The organism is Idiomarina sp. X4, assembly GCF_002808045.1.
Classification (GTDB): Bacteria; Pseudomonadota; Gammaproteobacteria; order Enterobacterales; family Alteromonadaceae; genus Idiomarina.
On record NZ_CP025000.1, the window covers coordinates 290,393 to 309,843 of the forward strand.

Here is a 19,451-nt window from a genome sequence, read left to right on the forward strand (position 1 = left end):
AACGGGTTATAACAATGGCGACGACGAAGCTAATACGAAACGCATGCTGCGCCGCGGCATTATTGAGCGGAGCTTCAACTTTTGGCTCCGCAGCCGCACCGCCAGAGCTCGAAGTACTCGACACAATAAATGATCAGCTATGGATTGGCATAAGCCCAGTCAGCCGAAATACCATTTGGGTTGCCGGTGAAAACGGAACGGTTGCTCGCTCAACCGATGCCGGAAAAAGCTGGCAGTACTTCCAACCAGGTCCGGCAGACCTTCAGTTTCGTGATATCGAGGCCATTGATGACCGCCGCGCTTATGCGATGAGTGTTGGAAACGGCGGTCAGTCTCGCATTTATTACACCGACAATGGTGGCAACAGTTGGCGTTTACGTTATCGCGGTGAAGGTGATTCTTTCTTCAATTGTATGGCTTTAGCTCCGAGCGGTGAGGCTTGGGTTCACGGCGATAGTGTGGGTGACGAATGGCGTATGGTTCGAAGCGCCGATGGCCGCAATTGGATGCAAGTACGTTCTGCTGTTGCTGAGCCTCCGCAGTCTAACGAAGGGGGCTTCGCTTCCAGTGGAAGCTGCGCTCGCTTTAATAATGACACTTGGATGATAGCAACAGGTAACGCAGATAAAGCACGTGTGCTGGTTAAAGGATCCTTCGGTATTCGTTTTAAAGTTATCGACTCTCCGATGCAAGCAGGTCCTATGGCAGGCATCACCAGCGTCTGGCCTGACGATGAAGACAATTTTTATATCGCTGGTGGCTCTCTCAATGAAGAAAATAACGAGCAAGAAGCTGCTCGTTTATGGCATTACTCAAATAAAACATTTAAAGCCCTGCCTGAACCACCGCTTAGTGGTGCGCTATACAGTCTTAGTAAAGTGTCTCACGACGGCGACTGGTTACTGACCTCAAACCCGCAAGGTGCTGCCGCGCTAAATATTGCTTCCGGTCAATGGCATCCATTGTCTGATAAAAACATCTGGAACATACAATGCCACGGGAATATCAGCTGTTGGTTTGTCGGCAAAGACGGTTTTATCGCTAAATTGCTTTGGCAGCCGGCGAGCTCAAAAGAGCCAAGCCTCCCATAAGATGACGCGTTTGTTTAAAACCATGGCGCTGTAGAGCATTAGCAACAACGGCGCTCCGGTTTCCCGAACGACAAACACAGATAATGTCCCGGTCTTTTAACTCCTGGTGGTCATGAATGAACTGTATGGCTTCTGTGACAGGGACATTAATGACCTCTGCGGAGCACGGAATATCGGATACGACATGTTCCTGACGCTCTCTTACATCTATCACAACCAGGTCATCCCGACACCAAAACTCATCCGTTTCACCTATTGGTATGTTGACATCGGCACCAGGATCACAATCCCCAATCGTTTCACATAAAGAGTAAACAAGATGATGTTCGGGATCGTCTTTCGGGCAAACGAGCGCATTGACAGAGACTAAGCTCTGATAGCTATTAAGCGGTGCACTTCCTGAAAAAACGAAATCGGTTTTTACCTCACTTTTTAAGCGAGCAGGCTCACTCAGAACAAACACGGGTTGCTCACCAGCTAACCTAAACAGGCGTCTTTCACCTACTTTAATGCAACCATCAATATCGGTCTGAGCGTCTACCGGAATGGCATCGCAATTGCGTTCATTGAAACCAGGCCAACCAAACACATCATGTGCTTTTGTATCGAGCCTTAAAATCCCTCTTAGTAGCTTTGCTGCTTCAGAAATATCTGAACCTGAATCGGTACTTAAAACCGTCTTAACCTTGTAGCCACGGCAATTAACAATATTCTCTATACGGGCAGACAGTGCGGGGTGTGGATCAATAACAGCTAGCTCTTTTGCCATTTTATCGATCACTAAATAGCAACAATGCGTGTCGTACTTCAGTTGAACGACGCCATCCAAAGCCGCATCATTGTCATTATTGGTATCGGCTATCAGCAAACATGAGTGCTTTAATGCGTCCCCTGCTTGCCGTATACGGTAACAAGCTTCATCGATATCTTGTTGCGATGTCGCAGGACCAAACGACAGGCGAATCGCGGATTCACTTTGCCAGCCATCGAGCCCCATCGCTCTTAGTACAAAGCTACCAACGACTTTTGAGCTGCATGCCGATCCCCCGCTCACCCGAATACCGCATGCATCAAAAACATCCATAATGTCTCTTGAGGCGACACCTCGAACTGAAAAGTTCAACGTCGTTGGTACACTGAGTTCGAAGCTATGATTAAACACAAGTGTCGGAAATGCGGCTTTTAAACTTTCAGATAGCTGTCGACGGTATTCTTTCAACCTTTGGTCGGAATGCAGTATCTCATTTTCAGTAATAAGTAACTCAAACAACGCATTCAGCGCGGCAATACCAGGTAAGTTTTCAGTGCCGGAGCGTTGCCCTGACTCTTGCCCTCCGCCAATAAGCAAAGGGGTGAATGGTGCCTTTTCACGAACAGCCATGAAGCCGATGCCTTTGGGCCCGTATAGCTTGTGACCTGAAAATGGCGCATAATCTATCGACGTATCATCCAGTGAAAATTGCAATTTTCCTAACGCTTGCACGCAATCAACCATCCACGGTATTGATGCGTTGTGCGTCCTAATCGTACGTTCCAACGCATTCAGGTCTTGGATAACCCCGGTTTCGTTATTCACAGCCATTGTGCATATCATGGCGGCATCACCGACGTGTTTTGCTATAAAATCGAGATCTAAACGGCCGTCTCTGTCTACTGGAATCGCTTTCAATTCAGCATGCAAACCTAACAGTTCATTCCAGTGTTCCAGCGCTTGTGGAACCGCTTTATGTTCCGTTGCTCCATACAGTAAGTATTTAGCGCTGGGGCGCGTTTTCATGGCGTGCGAAATAGCCGATACAACTGCGGTTTGAATACCTTCAGTGGCTCCGCTGGTAAATATTAGTCGTCCTCGTGCCAAGCCGACGACTTCACGCGCCATTTGTCGTGTGGTGTCTAGAATGTAACGAGCTTTGAGACCGGTAATGTGGCTACTGGATGGGTTTCCGAACACCGTTTCCATGGTGTGTGAAACAGCTTTAGCGATTTGAGGGAGAACCGGTGTTGTTGCGTTACAATCGAGATACAACTCGTTACCGTTAGTCTGAATATCTATCGGTTTCATTTCTCCCCCACTCGCTTCTACAACAAAAAGTTATATCGTTATAACCTTTATGGGGTTTTTGATCAATTAATCTGATTCTCTTTCCACTGCTGCTCTTTTTTCATACGAGCTTTGCGCTTATCGCAAGGTTCATCGCAATCGCAAGCTTTGTCCATGCCCAGTGAACTAATGCCACCACAGCTACCTGAAATAGATTTGCGTTGCACCATATAACCTATGGCCATTGCCAGAACAACTAAAACAAATAAGGCAAATACCATTAAAAAGGTTTGCATGATTACTCCTGTTTATTGCTCACTAATAAGGGCTTAAACCATTTGCTGGCATATTCTTCAAAACCCTCATCAGTTTTAGAAATCAACATAACTGCGAGTTGATTCTCTTCAGCAAACGCTTTTGCTTTTTCAGTTCCCATCACCAGCAAAGCGGTCGCATATGCATCTGCTGACATTGTATCGTCCGCATAGACCGAAACAGAAACCAAGTTATGCTGTATTGGCTTACCTGTTTCAGGGTCAATAATATGTGAGTATCGACGCCCTTCTTCTTCAAAATAGTTTCGATAATCACCGGAAGTCGCTAACGCGCCTTCTTTAAATTCGACAATTTCCTGGACAGCTCGTTCCGTAGAAATAGGCTTTTCAATCGCCAATTTCCAGTTTTCGTCAGCGGGCTTTCCACCCTTCGCTAAAATTTCACCACCAATTTCAATGAGGTACTGATTAATCCCCAACTGCTCCATTAAGTTTCCAACTTTATCAACGCCATACCCCTTGGCTATCGTTGATAAATCGACATACATTTCGGGATGGGATTTGATCAACTGATGGTTACTGACACTCAGTTTCTCAAAGCCAACTTTTTCAGAAATAACGGACAGCTCTTCAGCTGTTGGCTGTTGTTCGGGTTTGGCATTAGGCCCAAAGCCCCACAAATTAACTAATGGCCCTACGGTTATATCGAGTGCACCGTCTGTCTGGCGAGCGATTTCCAGCGCTCGGCTAACCACTCTTTCTAAATCACGACTAATAACAACCGGGCTCGTACTTGATAGCTGATTGAACTGTGACAATTCAGAGTTTGGATCGTAAGTCGACATTTGGGCGTTGACGCGCTCTAACACGGTGTCGACTTTCGTTTGAATCTTGTCCGCTGAATGTCGCGGATCTTTACTAAATAGAACAACACTGTAGGTTGTTCCCATTGTCTCGCCCCTAAACTCAATCCGCTCCGGCGCATCTGAGCAAGAGACTAAAAAGGCTAGCCCTAAAAGAGCTAGCCATAATTTTACAATCGATAATTTCGACAGCATCACCAATTAACCACCGAAGTCATCTAACATAATGTTTTCATCTTCGACACCCAGATCTTTCAGCATGTTAATACATGCTGCGTTCATAACCGGTGGTCCACACATATAAAACTCACAGTCTTCTGGAGCTTCGTGATCTTTCAAATAACGCTCGAATAAAACGTTATGAATGAAACCTGTGTCACCATCCCAGTTGTCTTCTGGTTGTGGATCAGACAAGGCAACATGCCATTCGAAGTTATCATTTTCTTCTTGCAGCATGTCGAAGTCTTCAACATAGAACATCTCACGCAGTGAACGCGCACCATACCAGAACGTGATTTTACGATCAGTGTTTAGACGACGTAACTGGTCAAAGATGTGCGAACGCATTGGCGCCATACCTGCACCACCACCAATGAAGACCATTTCAGCTTCGGTTTCTTTAGCGAAAAACTCACCAAATGGGCCAGAAATAGTCACTTCATCACCTGGCTTAAGGCTGAAGATATACGAAGACATTTTACCCGCTGGCAAGCTCAAGTCATTCGGTGGCGGTGTCGCACAACGAACGTTCAGCATAATGATGCCTTTTTCTTCAGGGTAGTTTGCCATTGAGTATGCGCGAACAACTTCTTCGTCAACTTTAGACTCAACGTCCAAGAAGCCAAAGCGTTCCCAGTCACCACGATATTCTGGTGCAATATCGAAGTCTTTGTACTTAACATGATGCGGTGGAGCTTCAATTTGAATGTAACCACCAGCGCGGAAAGGCACTTCTTCACCTTCCGGTAACTGCACAACGAACTCTTTGATAAAGGTTGCCACGTTATCGTTTGATTTAACGGTACAATCCCACTTTTTAATACCGAAAATTTCTTCCGGCAGTTCAATTTTCATGTCTTGCTTAACGTTGACCTGACAAGACAGACGCACACCTTCACGTGCTTCACGCTTAGTAATATGGTCAAGTTCGGTTGGCAGAATATCACCGCCACCTTCTTTAATAGTGACTCGGCACTGACCACAAGAGCCACCGCCGCCACAGGCCGAAGATACAAAGATGCCCGCATTTGCCAATGCGCCTAACAGTTTAGTGCCTGGCTGCGTTACGATCTTCTTCTCTTCGTCTTCGTTAATCAGGATTTCTACATCGCCCTGCGGTACCAACTTTGATTTGGCGAACATGATGATCGCCACCAAAATCAGTACGATGATGGTAAACATCCCTACACCGAGCGCTATCAGAGTAATATCCATCGATTCGTACCTTTAACGTTTACTGATTCAACACACTGGATTAAAGAGATACGCCGGAGAACGACATAAAGCCTAAACCAATCAAACCTACTGACATGAAGGTTGCGCCTAAGCCACGCAAACCATCAGGTACATCGGCATATTTGAGTTTTTCACGCACAGCAGCAAGCGCGACAATCGCTAAACACCAGCCAACGCCACTACCAATACCGTAAACCACTGACTCACCAAAGTTGTAATCACGTTCAACCATGAACGAGACACCACCAAAAATGGCACAGTTAACGGTAATTAACGGCAGGAAAATACCCAACGCGTTATATAAAGCCGGCACGTATTTGTCCAAAGCCATCTCCAGAATTTGAACCAATGCCGCAATCACACCGATAAAGGTTAAGAAACGCAGAAAGCTTAAGTCTGCATCTGGAAAGCCAGCCCACTCTAATGCACCTGGCGCTAATATATTGTGATAAACCAAGTTATTAACCGGCACCGAGATACCCAGTACAACGATAACTGCAACACCCAAGCCAAATGCCGTTTTAACTTTCTTAGAAACCGCAAGAAACGTACACATTCCTAAGAAGAAAGACAGTGCCAAGTTTTCGATAAAAATAGCTCGAATAAACAAGTTGATATACTGTTCCATGGCTCTTACTCCTTAGGTTCTACTTGTTCTGTACGGAAAGTACGAAGTACCCAAATGAATCCGCCAATAATGAAGAACGCACTTGGTGGCATTAGCAACAAACCAACCGGTTCGTACCAGCCGCCTTCTGATGCTAATGGCAGAATTTGTACATCGAACAAGCTACCTGAGCCGAAAAGCTCACGTATGAAACCAACCACCAACAGCACAACCGAGTAACCGAGACCATTACCGATACCATCCAGTAACGACATGAATGGTGTGCTCTTCATGGCATATGCTTCAGCACGTCCCATAACGATACAGTTGGTAATAATCAAACCTACGAATACCGATAGCTCACGAGAGATTTCATAAGCATAGGCGCGCAGAACCTGGTCAACAACGATAACCAGACTCGCAATAATCGTCATTTGAACGATAATCCGCACACTCGAAGGAATGTGATTACGGATAATCGAGATAAAGAAGTTAGATGCAGCAACAACCGCCGTCAGTGCAATACACATAACCAAGGTGTTGCTCATTTTTGACGTCACCGCCAATGCGGAGCAAATACCCAGTATTTGCAACGCAATGGGGTTATTCGCGAAGATTGGCCCGAACAGTACGGACTTCATTTCTTTTGCACTAGCCATTATTCAGCTCCCCTTTGCGAAGTTTATCAAGCAATGGGCCGTAAGCTTTGTCGCTCATCCAAAAGTCGATAAGTGCGTCTACGCCATTGCTGGTTAAAGTAGCGCCAGAAAGCGCATCAACTTCGTGCTCACCTGAAGCACCACCTTTAACCAAATCAAACTTCACTTTTCCATCGTCACCGTAAAGCTCTTTGCCTTCCCAGGTTTTAACCCAGCTTGGGTTAGTGATTTCCCCACCTAAGCCCGGTGTCTCTGAGTGTTCATAGAAGTGAACGCCACGCACGGTGCTCATATCATCTTCTAAAGAGATTAAGCCGTACATAGTGCCCCATAGCCCTTGGCCACGGATATGCAGTACTGCACCGTTACGTTCACCTGATTCGTTCATAACTAAATAAACTTCAGTCATGTTTTCCATGGTGCCCAAACCAGCGATATCTTCACTTTTATCAAGCTTTGTGCTGGTTTCAGGGTCGTTAGCAGCTTTGCGGTTATCAAACTCTTTTGGGTCTTTATCTTGCATGACTTGATAGTCTTTAAGACTAACAACCAACGCTTTAATACGCTCGTCATACACCGCAGGAATATCCATTCCTGATTCTAAAATACCCGCTGCATTTAGAATGTTACGTTGCATTGCAAGCGCCGCATTCTTCTCTTGCATTGGTTTTAGTGCCACAGCTGATCCTGCTACTAAAATAGAGCACACCAAACACAGCGCCAGCACGACACCTATCGTTTTGCCTAAGCTTTCATTCTTATTAGACATTGCGTGCTAACCTCCGTTTAATGTTTGCCTGTGCCACAAAATAGTCAAACAGCGGTGCAAAAACGTTCGCGAACAAGATAGCCAGCATAATACCTTCCGGGAATGCCGGGTTAATGACACGAATCATCACCGTCATGAAACCAATTAACAGACCGTAGGCGAATTTACCTTTATTGGTGAACGAGGCCGATACCGGATCCGTTGCCATAAACATCATTGCAAAGGCGAAACCACCCAACACTAAGTGCCAGTACCACGGCATTGCAAACATTGGATTTGTTTCACTACCAATAAGGTTAAGCAAGCCGGAGAACAGCACCATACCAACAAATACACCAGCAACGATGCGCCACGATGCAATGCGGAAGTAAATAAGCGCTAAACCACCGATAAGAATCATCAGTGTTGAAACTTCACCGACAGAGCCCTGAATGTTGCCTAAGAACGCATCCCACCAAAGCGCCGTGTCGCCATAATTTAGGTTGCCTAACGCTGCAGCACCCAAGTTGGTTGCACCAGAGAAACCATCTACGGCTGTCCAAATAGAGTCGCCTGACATGCTTGCCGGGTAAGCAAAGTATAAAAACGCACGACCGGTTAATGCCGGGTTCAGGAAGTTACGTCCGGTACCACCGAAGATTTCCTTACCGATAACCACACCAAAGGTGATACCCAGAGCCACCTGCCATAAAGGCGTTGTTGCTGGCAGAATTAATGAGAATAGTACTGAAGTAACGAAAAAACCCTCGTTAACTTCGTGCTTACGAATGGTCGCAAACAGAACTTCCCAGAAACCACCGACAATAAAGGTTACCGCATAAATAGGTAGGTACCAGCAGGCGCCATACCACATTTTGGTTCCCCAGCCAGCGTCAGCGCCAAACTCACCACCTAATAAGTGGAACAAGCCGACTTGCCATGCGTCAGATAATGCATAGCCGTCCGCTAGTGCGATAGCCGCTTGGTTACCGACGTTATACATTCCCCAGAACATAGCCGGAAATGTCATCATCCACACCAAAATCATGATGCGTTTCAAGTCGATGCGATCACGCACGTGTGTACTCGACTTAGTCACTGTACCCGGCGTGTATAAAATTGTGGCTACTGCTTCGTAAAGCGCATACCACTTCTCGTATTTGCCGCCTTTTTCAAACTGCGGCTCAATACGTTCAAGAGTATCTTTCAAGCTCATGGTTAGCCTTCTTTCTCAATCTTAGTGAGACAATCACGCAACACCGGTCCATACTCGTATTTACCGGGGCAAACGTAGGTGCACAGTGCCAGATCTTCTTCGTCTAACTCTAAGCAGCCCAGTTGTTGACCTTCATCTGTGTCACCAGACAATAAGTCGCGCAGTAATAAGGTTGGCAAAATATCCAAAGGCATAATGCGTTCGTAGTTACCAATTGGCACCATTGAACGTGACGAACCATTCATTGAGGTTGTCATGCTGAATAATTTCTTCGGATTAAAATGCCCCGCGTAAGCTCGAGTAACCGAGTGCAAATCTGAGCCCGGGCGTATCCAACCAAGAAACTCTTTGTGATCACCTTCAGGAATAACGCTCACTTGGTTATGAAAACGACCTAACCACGCATGAGCTTCATCGGCTGTATGACCATGCAGAACAGATCCAGAAATAATGCGCTGGTTGTCGCCAGCTAATTCACCATCGGTCAGTTCGTGCAAATTAGCGCCCATACGAGTGCGCAATAAGCGAGGCTCTTTCACACCTTCACCGCCTAATGCGACCATGCGATCAGTAAAGATTTCACCGGTAGTGAACAATTTACCGTAAGCAATAACGTCCTGATAACCAATGTGCCAAACGGGACGCTGCAAGCTTGCAGGCTGTAAGAAGTGAATATGAGTACCCACTAAGCCTGCCGGGTGTGGCCCCTGGAAAGACTCCAGAGTCACATCGGCATCGCCAGTATCAACTTCAGCATCACCAGCTTTCGCTACAAACAGTTTGCCTTCTGTCAGGTTTGATAACACTTTCAAACCATCGATAAATGCTTGTTTGTGTTCACCAATAAAAGTCGTCGGGTCGCCAGCCAATGGATTCGAGTCCATTGCATTAACGAAGATGGCAGTAGCCTCTGCATCCAAAGCCGGAGCCTTGCTGTAAGGACGTGTACGCAGTGCTGGCCATTGGCCCGATTCGACCAGTATCTCCTGCACTTTTTCACGACCGAGCGAGGTCAGTTTATCGCTTTCGAACTTATCAAAGGTGACTTGCTCTTCACCATCCAGTTCGATAACTACTGCTTGTAAAACACGACGCTCACCACGCAGAATGTCTTTAACTACACCAGCTCCGGGAGCAGTGTATTTGACACCAGGGTTTTTCTTATCCTCGAAAATCATTTGACCTTTTTTAACGCGGTCATCGACTTTCACGTGCATGGTTGGGCGCATACCCACGTATTCTTCACCTAGGGTAGCAACCGTTGTTACGGCCTTACCGTCGGATAACTTTTGCTGGGGCGCCCCTTTGATAGGGATGTCCAGCCCTTTTTTGATCGTAATCATATGCGTTTGCACTACTCGTTAAGGGAAGATTCATCACAACCAGTCATAAACGACTGAAACCTGAAAAATCAAAAAGTTACCGGCATAACTTTCCCCAGCCAGGGGTCTTTTTGCCGGTAACTTGAAACGTTTTCCACACTTATCGTCGGAATTTTAGCATTTTTCCTACAACGCTTACCAGTTTACTTTTGGATTTACATCAGCATCGTAGTCAACATTCTCAAAACCAAAGCCAAACAGGTTTAAAAAGTCGTTGTGGTAACCTTCGTAGTCCGCTAAATCGTGGAAATTTTCCTGGGTCACCTTATCCCAAAGCGCTTCCACTTTAGCTTGTGTTTTATCATTGGTTTCATAACCATCCATGTGAAGGCGCCCTGCATCGTCAAGCTCTGGGTTTTCAGCATAAAGCCCCTCAGTGAACAATCGGTAAATTTGCTCAATACAGCCTTCGTGCGTACCCTCTTCTTTCATTACGCCATAGATTAGCGAAATATAAAGCGGCATAACCGGTATCGCTGAGCTGGCTTGTGTTACCAGGGCTTTTAACGAAGACACGTAAGCTTTCAGGTTAACGTCTTTATAAGTGTCATCTAGCGCAGATGAGGCTCTGTCGAGATCTTCTTTTGCTCGACCAATCGTTGCATGACCATAAATAGGCCAAGTCAATTTCTTACCGATATAGGTATAAGCCGTTGTCTGACAGTCATTCGCCAGAAGGTCTGCATCGTGCAGAGCTTTAATCCAACGCTCCCAGTCTTCACCACCCATGACTTTTACGGTATTTGCAATATCGTCATCAGTCGCCGGGTCAAGTGTCACTTCGTGCACCTGATCTTTATCGGTATTATAGGTTTTCGTCGTGTATTGCTTACCAATTGGCTTAAGCACAGAGCAATAGAGCTCGCCGCTTTCAGGATCTTTGCGCTTAGGTGATGCTAAGCTATAAACAACAAGATCAATTTTGCCCATGTTGTCTTTGATGTACTCGATGCTCTCTTGTTTTATTTCATCTGAGAACGCATCACCATTGATTGAGTGGAATTTAAGACCTTCTTTCTCAGCTTCCTGATGAAAAGCAGCAGTGTTGTACCAACCTGCGGTGGCGGTTTTCTTTTCTGTCGGTTCTTTTTCAAAACACACGCCAAGCGTATGTGCTTGACCACCAAAAGCGGCGGTGATGCGCGACGCTAACCCATAGCCAGTGGAGCACCCAATGACAAGCACATTTTTCGGTGCGTTTTCGATAGGAGGTTGCTGCTTGATATAACTAATTTGACGTTTTACATTCTCGGCACAGCCGACCGGATGTGCGTTTGTACAAATAAACCCTCTGATTTTAGGCTTAATAACCATGTCGATATGTTCCCTTTTTCCGGATTATTTCCCCCATTGTAACCAATGAAAGCGCAGGAACACATCAGACATGCTTAATTTTTCTTTAATGCGCTGCGACTTTCGAGCCGCCCATGCAATTAGGCGAACGTGGTGTCGTTCCAGAAACCTGTTCCCACTCGCCTTCGGTATAAGTGTGCAGCGCCAGCGCATGAATATCATTCATTAGCTCATCGGCTAAAATTTTATTCACTGCCCGGTGTCGATTAATCAGCCTTTCGCCACTAAACTTGGGCGTTACCAACACAACTTTGAAGTGCGACTCTGCATTAGGGCCACCTGAGTGCATATGACTTTCATCCTGCACCTCGAGGTGCACCGGTGCAAACGCATCGCGAAGTTTATTTTCAATTTTTAAGCTTACTGACATGGCTTTTCTCCTGCACTCAATGCCTTAATATCTAGTCTAGTAGACTCCTGTTCGTTCGCAGGAGTTTTTTCGGCTTACTACCCTAACTCTACGAAAAATCGGCAAATAAAGTTTGCTGTTGTTTGTTTGATTTAATATGAGTCGTCAACTGCCACATGGCATACCTGGTCAGACGCCGACAAGAACGCAACCATAGGAAATACCGCGTCCGCAAGCTCCCCTTTTGATGCGCTTGCCGGCATAGCAACGTAGTAACGCTGAGCACTGACATTACCGTCTTTTTGCCACAATAATGTTGGTTGACCGGACATTCGTTGGTCAGACACGGATTGGTTAGACAAAAGTTCCGCTAATTTCTCCAGTCCTTCATCCCGGTAAGGCGGAAACGCAGTCGGCTCACCAGAACCACGCCAGCCTCGCAACTCACTCTCCGATGCAAGCAAGTCTTCGTTTACCCGGTCACGACAGAAACTCAATTCAATAACAGAACGGCTAATTTGCCACTCGCTGTTTGGCAGCAGCTGCTGGTCCAGCGAAATAATTTCGCCCTCTTTTAGAGTGTTTGTTTTTTGCGGCTCACAACCAACCAGCACCAGCAAAGCCATTAACGCAAATAACCCACTTTTCATTCTTCTGCCCCCTGTCTTTTGCTTGCGTATTATAACGCAACAGCACCAATAAACCGTTGTCTTCGTGTTAAAAATTCTGGCACTATATAATGCAATTCTAATAACGAAACTGTCTGTGAATGCACTTCATAAAACATACATCTTTAGCGGCTGCTTTATGCATTGTCGCCGCAACACCTTCTTACGCTTCGGTATGGATTGAAGCGAGCGATGTTGAATTACGCAACAGCCTTATTGTGTTAGCTGAGTCAGGCTTAATAGAAACGCCCATTCAGCAATACCCTGTTGCCTGGAAGAGTATTTTACCGCAATTAGATGCGCTAGATCCTAGCGAACTCTCAAACACCCAAAAGTTAGCACTTCAGCACGTTCGACACAGCTTGTCACAAGCGCAAAGCGGTCCAAAAACACGCTGGTATATTGCAGCTACCGACAGTGAAAACATTGTGCACGACTACGGCGACGACACTTACGAAGAGGGCAAAATTAGCCTGAGCCGCACCATGCATGGCGAACGATGGGCTGCGCGTCTGCAGGTCAATTATCGCCAGGATCCTTTCGAGGGAGACCATAAGAAGACATTAGACGGTAGTTACCTTGCTTATAACCTTAATGACTGGAGCTTTAGTGTTGATGCCTTACCGTTACGCTGGGGTCCGGCCGAGCACAGTAGCTTGTTATTCTCCAACAACGCGCGCCCCATTCCTAAAATACGTATAGATTATGCTCCGGACTACCCTCCTGCAGGCATGGCGCCGTTCAAAGTCAGTTTATTTAGCGGCTACCAGGACGATGGTTACAGTAATCACTACCAAACTTATGGCATTCGCTTTTCCAGCCAATTTTTAAATAAGTTGTGGTTCGGTATTAGTGCCATAGAGCAACGGGAAGACAATATCAGTAACCGAATGCTTACTGCAGATGCCAGAACCGGCTTTAACTGGGGCAAGCACCAGTTTTCTGCATATGCGGAAATTGGTATTGATAAACAGCTGGAAAGTGATGACAAGCCGGCCTATACGGTTGGCGGCCAATGGATGATGGGCTCTGACAGTGTTCGTCACAGCGTTACTGTCGAATACAGTCAGTTAGACGGTGGTCTTGAGCATGACTTTTATGCCACGACTGAAACGGGAAGACAGTATTTTCTAAGCCACCAGAGAAACCCGGGGTCTCCATTTCCTAAAGGAAGCCAAACAGCGTCATTCAGTTACCGACAGTTTTCCAACGACGGTTCAGCGTGGACGGTTTTAGTCAGCCGTAGTGAAAACGATGGAGCCGACAATACTTCTCGTGCTTTAATTCGTCGTACACAGCCAGTCTGGAACAGTTTAGTACGGTTATCCGTTCAATACCTTGATTCACCTGTTATTGATCAAGACGTGGGCGTTCAACTGAGTTGGGAGTGGCGATTTTAATCGCCGCTCATAGACCCCACTGCCAGGCTAATTGTATCCATGCTATGCAGCCAGGCTTCATCTAACGCATTCACTAAAGCAGGATAGCCGTCAGCTTTTAAAGGCACTTTTTCGGTAAATGTCCCTCTGACGGTATTCTCACTGCTCGCCATCTCGTACTGCCAATGCCCAGCAACCACCGCATGTGAATCATAACTTCCATAAAAGTCGTCAATCATCACCGTTAAAAAACCGCTGCAGTCATCGTTCAGCATTAAATACTGGATACTACGCTGTAACTGGTTCGACAAAGGCGTGCTCCAGCGATGCTGTTTTGCTGTATGCCAGCGCGTTTCATCCTGCTGAATTTGAATGCCCATTTTGGAAGCAGCCTCACCAACGACAACGTTGCGCTGCGAAGCTGGGCAAACTGCATCGACCGACTGACTCAGGTGCGGAAGCCGGTACTGCGTGATGTTATAGCTTTGGCTAGAACAGCCGGCTAAAAATACCGCCGCTGAGCTTACCGAGCCGATAAGTATTTTTTTAGTTTTCATAAGCTTTTGGCTCCGGATCGGGTGTCACTGACGGACTGAAAATAAGTGAATTAGGTTGCTGCTGAAGCTGCTCAATAACTGGCTGTAAGTCTCTTGAGAGCTTTTCTACTTCATTTAATGTTTGGTTCAACTGCCGACGCGTTGGTGAGTCACCACTTAAGCTACTTGTGAGCTCTTGCAGTTGCTCTAAGTTTTGCTTCAGTAATTTCGGAAGCTGGTTTATTTCTGGCTGCTCGAGTACTTGCGCCAGTGACACTGAAATACCATTTAATGTGTTTGCGGTTTCATCGACAGACTGCATCGCCTGTGAAAAGTCCGACAAACTGCTCTCTAGCGGGAGTTGGTTAAACTTATCCATGAGTTGCGTTAGTTTTTCTTCCAGACGCGTAAAATCACTGGCCATAGCTGGCATAACCGGGTAGCCGGCGAACCGCTGCTCAGTATCAAAAGACTCAGCATCGGGATAAAAACTAACATCGACAAACAAGGTATTTGTCAGCAAGTTTGACGCACGTATATTAGCGCGTAACCCTTGCTTAAATAACTCAGGCAGACGCTTTTCCCAGGCGTTAATATCAATATCGGCAACAAGACCACGCAAACGCTCGGGTTCAAAACGAATGAGAATAGGAATGCGCTTTAAAGGAGCCTGATCATTCTCGTCCGGGAACCAGCGTAGCGGCACTTCTCTGACCGTTCCGACACGCACACCTTTAAACTGAACCGGTGCGCCTTTATCCAGCCCGGCTATCGATTCGTCGAGCAATACCACATAATCGATGCCATGTATAAAGCCTTGTTGTTTCGCTTCTTCTAAGCTGTTAAATAGTTCAAAGCTCGTTGATTGCTGAAGCTTATCGCCCCGCGGCTGACCGTCCGGCACACCAAAGGTGATTGCCGCACCCAATAAGGAATCGATGGAACCAAGCGCCAGATCAATGCCCTGAGAGTTCCACTGTACTGATACGCCACGCTGTAGCCAGAAACGGGTATTTTCTGTAAGCAGCTCGTCATAGGGCGCTCTCACAAAGACCTGGTAACGGCTTTCACGTTTATCCACCAAAAACTCTGTTTGCTCAACTTGGCCAACGGTAAAGCCTTGATATTGCACTGAGTCTCCAACAGCCACTTGAGTTTGGCCATCGCTCACCAATGTCAGTCGCTTACCCGGCGTTTCCTGAGGTGTCACCGGCGGGTTTTCTAGCGCTGAGAAATGTGACTGAAAGTCCCCCCCGTCACCCGGTTGCAATTGAATATAAGCACCGGACAACAAAGTCCCCAAACCACTAACACCGCGACGCCCAATTCTTGGTTTCACCACCCAAATTTCCGTGTCACTGTTCAGCATTCGTTCGGTGTTTTCGTTCATTGACACTTCAATGACCGCTTCTTTAAAGTCATCAGACAGCCGCACTTCCGTTACTTGCCCAACATCAACATTACGTACTTTGACCCGGGTTTTGCCAGGCTCAATACCCTCAGCATCTGACACCGATATGGTAATCGTTGGACCCGCACCACTGGTGTCCTGCCAAACCATCCAGCCCGCAACCAAAAATGCAACGAGAGGCACTATCCATACTGGTGACAGTATTTTCAAGCGACTGATTTTCGCAACATCGGGGTCTGTCATTTTTTTGCCTCACGCCAAAATAAACGGGTGTCAAAACTCATTGCCGCTAACATGGTTAGAACCACAGCGGCACCAAAGGCGATAGCTGCAGAACCGGGATAAACTGACATGACAGTCCCGCTTCTCACTAACGCAACCAATATAGCCACAACAAAAATATCTATCATTGACCAACGGCCAATCCAGTCGGTTATTTTATATAAGACCAACCTATGATTGACCGCTTGCGGTGTTTGCCATCGGGCCAATGCCATTAACCCCAATAACGCCAGTATCTTTGCCACAGGTATCACTAAACTGGCAACAAAAACAATCACAGCAATAGGGGCATCTCCAGACTGCCAAAGCTCAACAACCCCTCCAATAATCGTTGACGGTTGAGCGTCACCAAAACGCACCGTTTCCATTATCGGTAGCCAGTGCGCCGGAACCAGTAATACCGCAGCAGCGACAATTAATGCCAGTGTTGCTTGTGGCGAACGCCACCAATGTCTATCAATATCATCTCCACAACACGGACAGTCGGATACACCAAAAGGCACCACTCGGTGACACACCTCACAAACTTTATAGCCTTGCTCATGCGCTGTCACCCCTGCTTTTACATCCCTTGAAGGAGTCGTTCTCTTCCCAACCACTGACCATAAGTTCATCGTGTTAACCAAGTAATACGTCACCAATAAAAACACAACGAACCCGCAAAATAACCAAAAACCCAGCTTTAATTGAACATTAGCAAGCCCGGAAATTTTTATCAGAGAAATTAGCGTTCCCAGCAGAAAAACATCCACCATAAGCCAAGGTTTTACGTGCGCGCTTAATCGCAAGCAATAACGAGCCATAGCTGACGCGTTCATGTTTATCGCAACAAACACAGCGATAAGACAGAACAAATACAGTAAGGGATACAAAATAACGGTAAGTAAAACAATGACAGCCAGCAACTTTTCATGAAAATACGACAACTGCCATGCCGCATCGAGCAGCGTCATTGACTGAGTTAGCCCTGAGCTATCGTATTGAATAAAGTCCAGCGTTAGAGCAAAAACAAGTAACAGAATAGCGGTCACAGAGTAGGCCAGTAAACGATCCACTCGGTATTCAGATTGACTAAGTAGCGTGTAACCACAACGCGTACATTGGGCTTTTTCACCCGTTTCAAGTCCCCCGATACGACTGATCAAGTCGCAGCGGGGGCAACCCAATAGTTCCGGATCAGTTGGTGTTTGACTTCTCACTTTCGGACTCATCACTTTCCGTCGATATCATCGCTATCACCGTCCAGCCTGGCTGCGGAATCAGCTCGCGCTCAGTAGTGAAAATATGCAGTTTTTCAGTTTCATCAATCGCAAACATTGGCAGCGCCCTTGTGCCATACTTTTGCTGATAGTCCGCAAAACTGAAGCTGTCTGTAATAGGCGTGGACTTAATTTTCGCGCCCTGAAAGTGAAGACTTGCTAACTTAGAGTAAGTCACACTCTCCCCAAATAAATTAAGGGTTTTACGGTAGCTTTCAGTGAGTTGATGACTTGCTCGGTAATCTTGCTCCCCACCATTTAAACCATGCACTTTATTCGACCCAAACCAGTCCTGGTAATACATTGAAACTAACGGGTTTAATTGTTTATAAGGTGACATGACCAGCAAACGTCCCAAGCCGGTTAAGTCGATATTATTCGATGCGTGCTCAGACGCCGGATTACCGAAGTACACTGGCAGGTTATCCATGCGAGCCAGTTTAATATTCTCCCAGTTGGTGTCAGCCAGGCGTACATTCACACCACTTTCCTGCAAAGCTTTACCCACTGCGCGTGCCATTTGGTTAGCCCCGAAAATTAAGAAGCCTTTTGCTGCTGGCTCCAGAAGCCCCAGCATTCTAGCCAATGGCTTAGCCGTTAAGCTTTGCAGTACTACTGTGGTCATAATGACCACAAACACCAATGGCACAATAGCCGCCGCTTCCTGCCAGCCGGACTCTTCCATTTTTAAGGCAAAAAGTGCAGAAACCGCAGCTGCAACAATACCCCTGGGGGCAATCCAGGACAGTAGCACCTTATCTTTAAACCTGAGCTCTGTCCCTATTGCAGATAGCCAAACCGCCAGCGGGCGCACGGCAAATAAGATGATCGCGATAAGAATAACTGCTGGCATACCTAACGCATCGAATTCAGAAAAATTCAGGCGAGCCGCCAGAATAATGAACAGCGCGGAAATAAGAAGCACACTGAGTGTTTCTTTGAATTCTAAAATTTCTTCCATATTCAGGTTGCGCGTATTCGCCATGACCATGCCCATAACCGTCACGGTTAACAAGCCCGATTCATGCTGAATCGCGTTCGATAACGCAAACACACCAAGAACAATGGTGAGGGTTGCCACATTTTGTAAATAATGTGGGAACCAACCACGGCCTAGCGCTAACCCAAGCATTCTTGCAGCGCCCCAACCTAACGCGAAGCCAATAGCCACTGTTGTTGCAAACGCTTGCAGCGCGTGCAAAAAGGCAGCGTCCTGACTGGCGATAATAAATTCATAAACTAATACCGCCAGTAATGCCCCCAGCGGATCAATAATAATGCCTTCCCAGCGGAGAATGTTCGCCAGCTTATTAATAGGTCGAATAGATCGTATCATTGGCTGAATAACAGTCGGACCGGTGACAACGACTAACGCACCAAAGAGCGCCGAGATCTCCCAGCCATACCCCATGATGAAGTGCGTTAGCACCGCAATAACCACAAAAGTCACCAACATGCCGACACTGACCAGGTTAGTCACCATGCGGCCGTGCCCTCGTATTTCCTCAAACTTCAATGTCAAACTGCCTTCAAACAGAATGACAGCAACCGATAAGGACACAAAAGGAAACAGCAAATCATCGAATAGCGCATCAGGGTTTAAAAGCCCCAGCGTCGGTCCAAGTACCAAGCCGCAGATAAGCAGCGGCAATATGGCTGGTAGTTTAATTCGCCAAGCCAACCATTGGCAGCTAATGGACAGCACACCAATTAACGCTAACAATGATAATTCCGACATAAATTCTCCGCATATAGACAGTCGTTTTTAGAATAGCAGAAGCTAAGTTATTGACTACCCGCAAATTGAAAATTTGGATGACACATTTCAAATGAGAATGGCTATCATTATTCATCTGTTCTGATATAATCAAGCGAAA

Annotated in this window: 18 protein-coding genes; 2 read left to right on the forward strand and 16 right to left on the reverse strand. The window is 46.5% G+C overall.

Annotated features, from left to right (window positions below; all coding sequences use genetic code 11):
• Positions 1-14 precede the first annotated feature (14 nt).
• Positions 15-1,091 carry a WD40/YVTN/BNR-like repeat-containing protein gene (locus tag CWC33_RS01470; protein ID WP_232709813.1) on the forward strand — a complete coding sequence of 359 codons (1,077 nt, stop codon included), beginning with the start codon at positions 15-17 and terminating at the stop codon, positions 1,089-1,091.
• Here the strand turns inward: CWC33_RS01470 and CWC33_RS01475 are convergent.
• From CWC33_RS01475 to CWC33_RS01530, 12 genes are all read right to left on the reverse strand, one after another.
• Positions 1,042-3,153 (reverse strand): aminotransferase class V-fold PLP-dependent enzyme, encoded by a 2,112-nt coding sequence (locus tag CWC33_RS01475; protein WP_100690498.1) that lies wholly within the window; start codon positions 3,151-3,153, stop codon positions 1,042-1,044. The two genes, CWC33_RS01470 and CWC33_RS01475, sit on opposite strands and share 50 nt — an antisense overlap.
• A 62-nt stretch (positions 3,154-3,215) precedes the next feature.
• A complete protein-coding gene (gene nqrM, locus CWC33_RS01480; protein ID WP_088768576.1) occupies positions 3,216-3,428 on the reverse strand; it encodes a (Na+)-NQR maturation NqrM in 213 nt (70 codons plus the stop codon).
• Between the two features lie 2 nt (positions 3,429-3,430).
• A complete protein-coding gene (locus CWC33_RS01485; protein ID WP_232709814.1) occupies positions 3,431-4,357 on the reverse strand; it encodes an FAD:protein FMN transferase in 927 nt (308 codons plus the stop codon).
• 114 nt (positions 4,358-4,471) lie between these two features.
• Positions 4,472-5,704, reverse strand: coding sequence for an NADH:ubiquinone reductase (Na(+)-transporting) subunit F (nqrF, locus tag CWC33_RS01490; RefSeq protein WP_420038562.1), 1,233 nt, complete (start codon positions 5,702-5,704; stop codon positions 4,472-4,474).
• Positions 5,705-5,744: 40 nt separating this feature from the next.
• Positions 5,745-6,353 carry an NADH:ubiquinone reductase (Na(+)-transporting) subunit E gene (gene nqrE, locus CWC33_RS01495; protein ID WP_100690499.1) on the reverse strand — a complete coding sequence of 203 codons (609 nt, stop codon included), beginning with the start codon at positions 6,351-6,353 and terminating at the stop codon, positions 5,745-5,747.
• Positions 6,354-6,358: 5 nt separating this feature from the next.
• Positions 6,359-6,991 carry an NADH:ubiquinone reductase (Na(+)-transporting) subunit D gene (locus tag CWC33_RS01500; protein ID WP_053952883.1) on the reverse strand — a complete coding sequence of 211 codons (633 nt, stop codon included), beginning with the start codon at positions 6,989-6,991 and terminating at the stop codon, positions 6,359-6,361.
• Positions 6,984-7,760, reverse strand: coding sequence for a Na(+)-translocating NADH-quinone reductase subunit C (locus tag CWC33_RS01505; RefSeq protein ID WP_100690500.1), 777 nt, complete (start codon positions 7,758-7,760; stop codon positions 6,984-6,986). Before CWC33_RS01505 ends, CWC33_RS01500 begins: the two co-directional genes overlap by 8 nt.
• A complete protein-coding gene (locus tag CWC33_RS01510; RefSeq protein ID WP_100690501.1) occupies positions 7,753-8,955 on the reverse strand; it encodes an NADH:ubiquinone reductase (Na(+)-transporting) subunit B in 1,203 nt (400 codons plus the stop codon). Before CWC33_RS01510 ends, CWC33_RS01505 begins: the two co-directional genes overlap by 8 nt.
• Positions 8,956-8,957: 2 nt before the next feature.
• On the reverse strand, positions 8,958-10,298 hold the full coding sequence (locus tag CWC33_RS01515; RefSeq protein ID WP_100690502.1) for a Na(+)-translocating NADH-quinone reductase subunit A: 1,341 nt from the start codon (positions 10,296-10,298) through the stop codon (positions 8,958-8,960).
• Positions 10,299-10,472: 174 nt separating this feature from the next.
• Complete coding sequence (gene fabV, locus CWC33_RS01520; protein WP_100690503.1) at positions 10,473-11,651, reverse strand: enoyl-ACP reductase FabV; 1,179 nt, start codon at positions 11,649-11,651, stop codon at positions 10,473-10,475.
• 85 nt (positions 11,652-11,736) lie between these two features.
• Positions 11,737-12,060: a BolA family protein gene (locus CWC33_RS01525; protein ID WP_100690504.1), complete on the reverse strand. Its 324-nt coding sequence runs from the start codon at positions 12,058-12,060 to the stop codon at positions 11,737-11,739.
• 131 nt (positions 12,061-12,191) lie between these two features.
• Positions 12,192-12,689 carry a hypothetical protein gene (locus CWC33_RS01530; RefSeq protein WP_100690505.1) on the reverse strand — a complete coding sequence of 166 codons (498 nt, stop codon included), beginning with the start codon at positions 12,687-12,689 and terminating at the stop codon, positions 12,192-12,194.
• A 119-nt stretch (positions 12,690-12,808) separates the two neighbouring features.
• Here CWC33_RS01530 and CWC33_RS01535 point away from each other — a divergent pair, with 119 nt between their 5' ends.
• Positions 12,809-14,107: a capsule assembly Wzi family protein gene (locus tag CWC33_RS01535; protein ID WP_100690506.1), complete on the forward strand. Its 1,299-nt coding sequence runs from the start codon at positions 12,809-12,811 to the stop codon at positions 14,105-14,107.
• Here the strand turns inward: CWC33_RS01535 and CWC33_RS01540 are convergent.
• The 4 genes from CWC33_RS01540 to CWC33_RS01555 are packed head-to-tail and all read right to left on the reverse strand — an operon-like array spanning position 14,104 to position 19,312.
• Positions 14,104-14,643, reverse strand: a complete 540-nt coding sequence (locus CWC33_RS01540) for a PqiC family protein (protein ID WP_100690507.1) — start codon at positions 14,641-14,643, stop codon at positions 14,104-14,106. The genes CWC33_RS01535 and CWC33_RS01540 overlap by 4 nt on opposite strands.
• Entirely contained in the window at positions 14,633-16,276 is a 1,644-nt protein-coding gene (gene pqiB / locus CWC33_RS01545) for an intermembrane transport protein PqiB (protein WP_100690508.1), read from the reverse strand. Before pqiB ends, CWC33_RS01540 begins: the two co-directional genes overlap by 11 nt.
• Complete coding sequence (locus tag CWC33_RS01550; RefSeq protein WP_100690509.1) at positions 16,273-17,526, reverse strand: paraquat-inducible protein A; 1,254 nt, start codon at positions 17,524-17,526, stop codon at positions 16,273-16,275. Before CWC33_RS01550 ends, pqiB begins: the two co-directional genes overlap by 4 nt.
• Positions 17,492-19,312, reverse strand: coding sequence for a cation:proton antiporter (locus CWC33_RS01555; RefSeq protein WP_100690510.1), 1,821 nt, complete (start codon positions 19,310-19,312; stop codon positions 17,492-17,494). The genes CWC33_RS01550 and CWC33_RS01555 overlap by 35 nt, the downstream gene beginning before the upstream one ends.
• Positions 19,313-19,451: the final 139 nt, after the last annotated feature.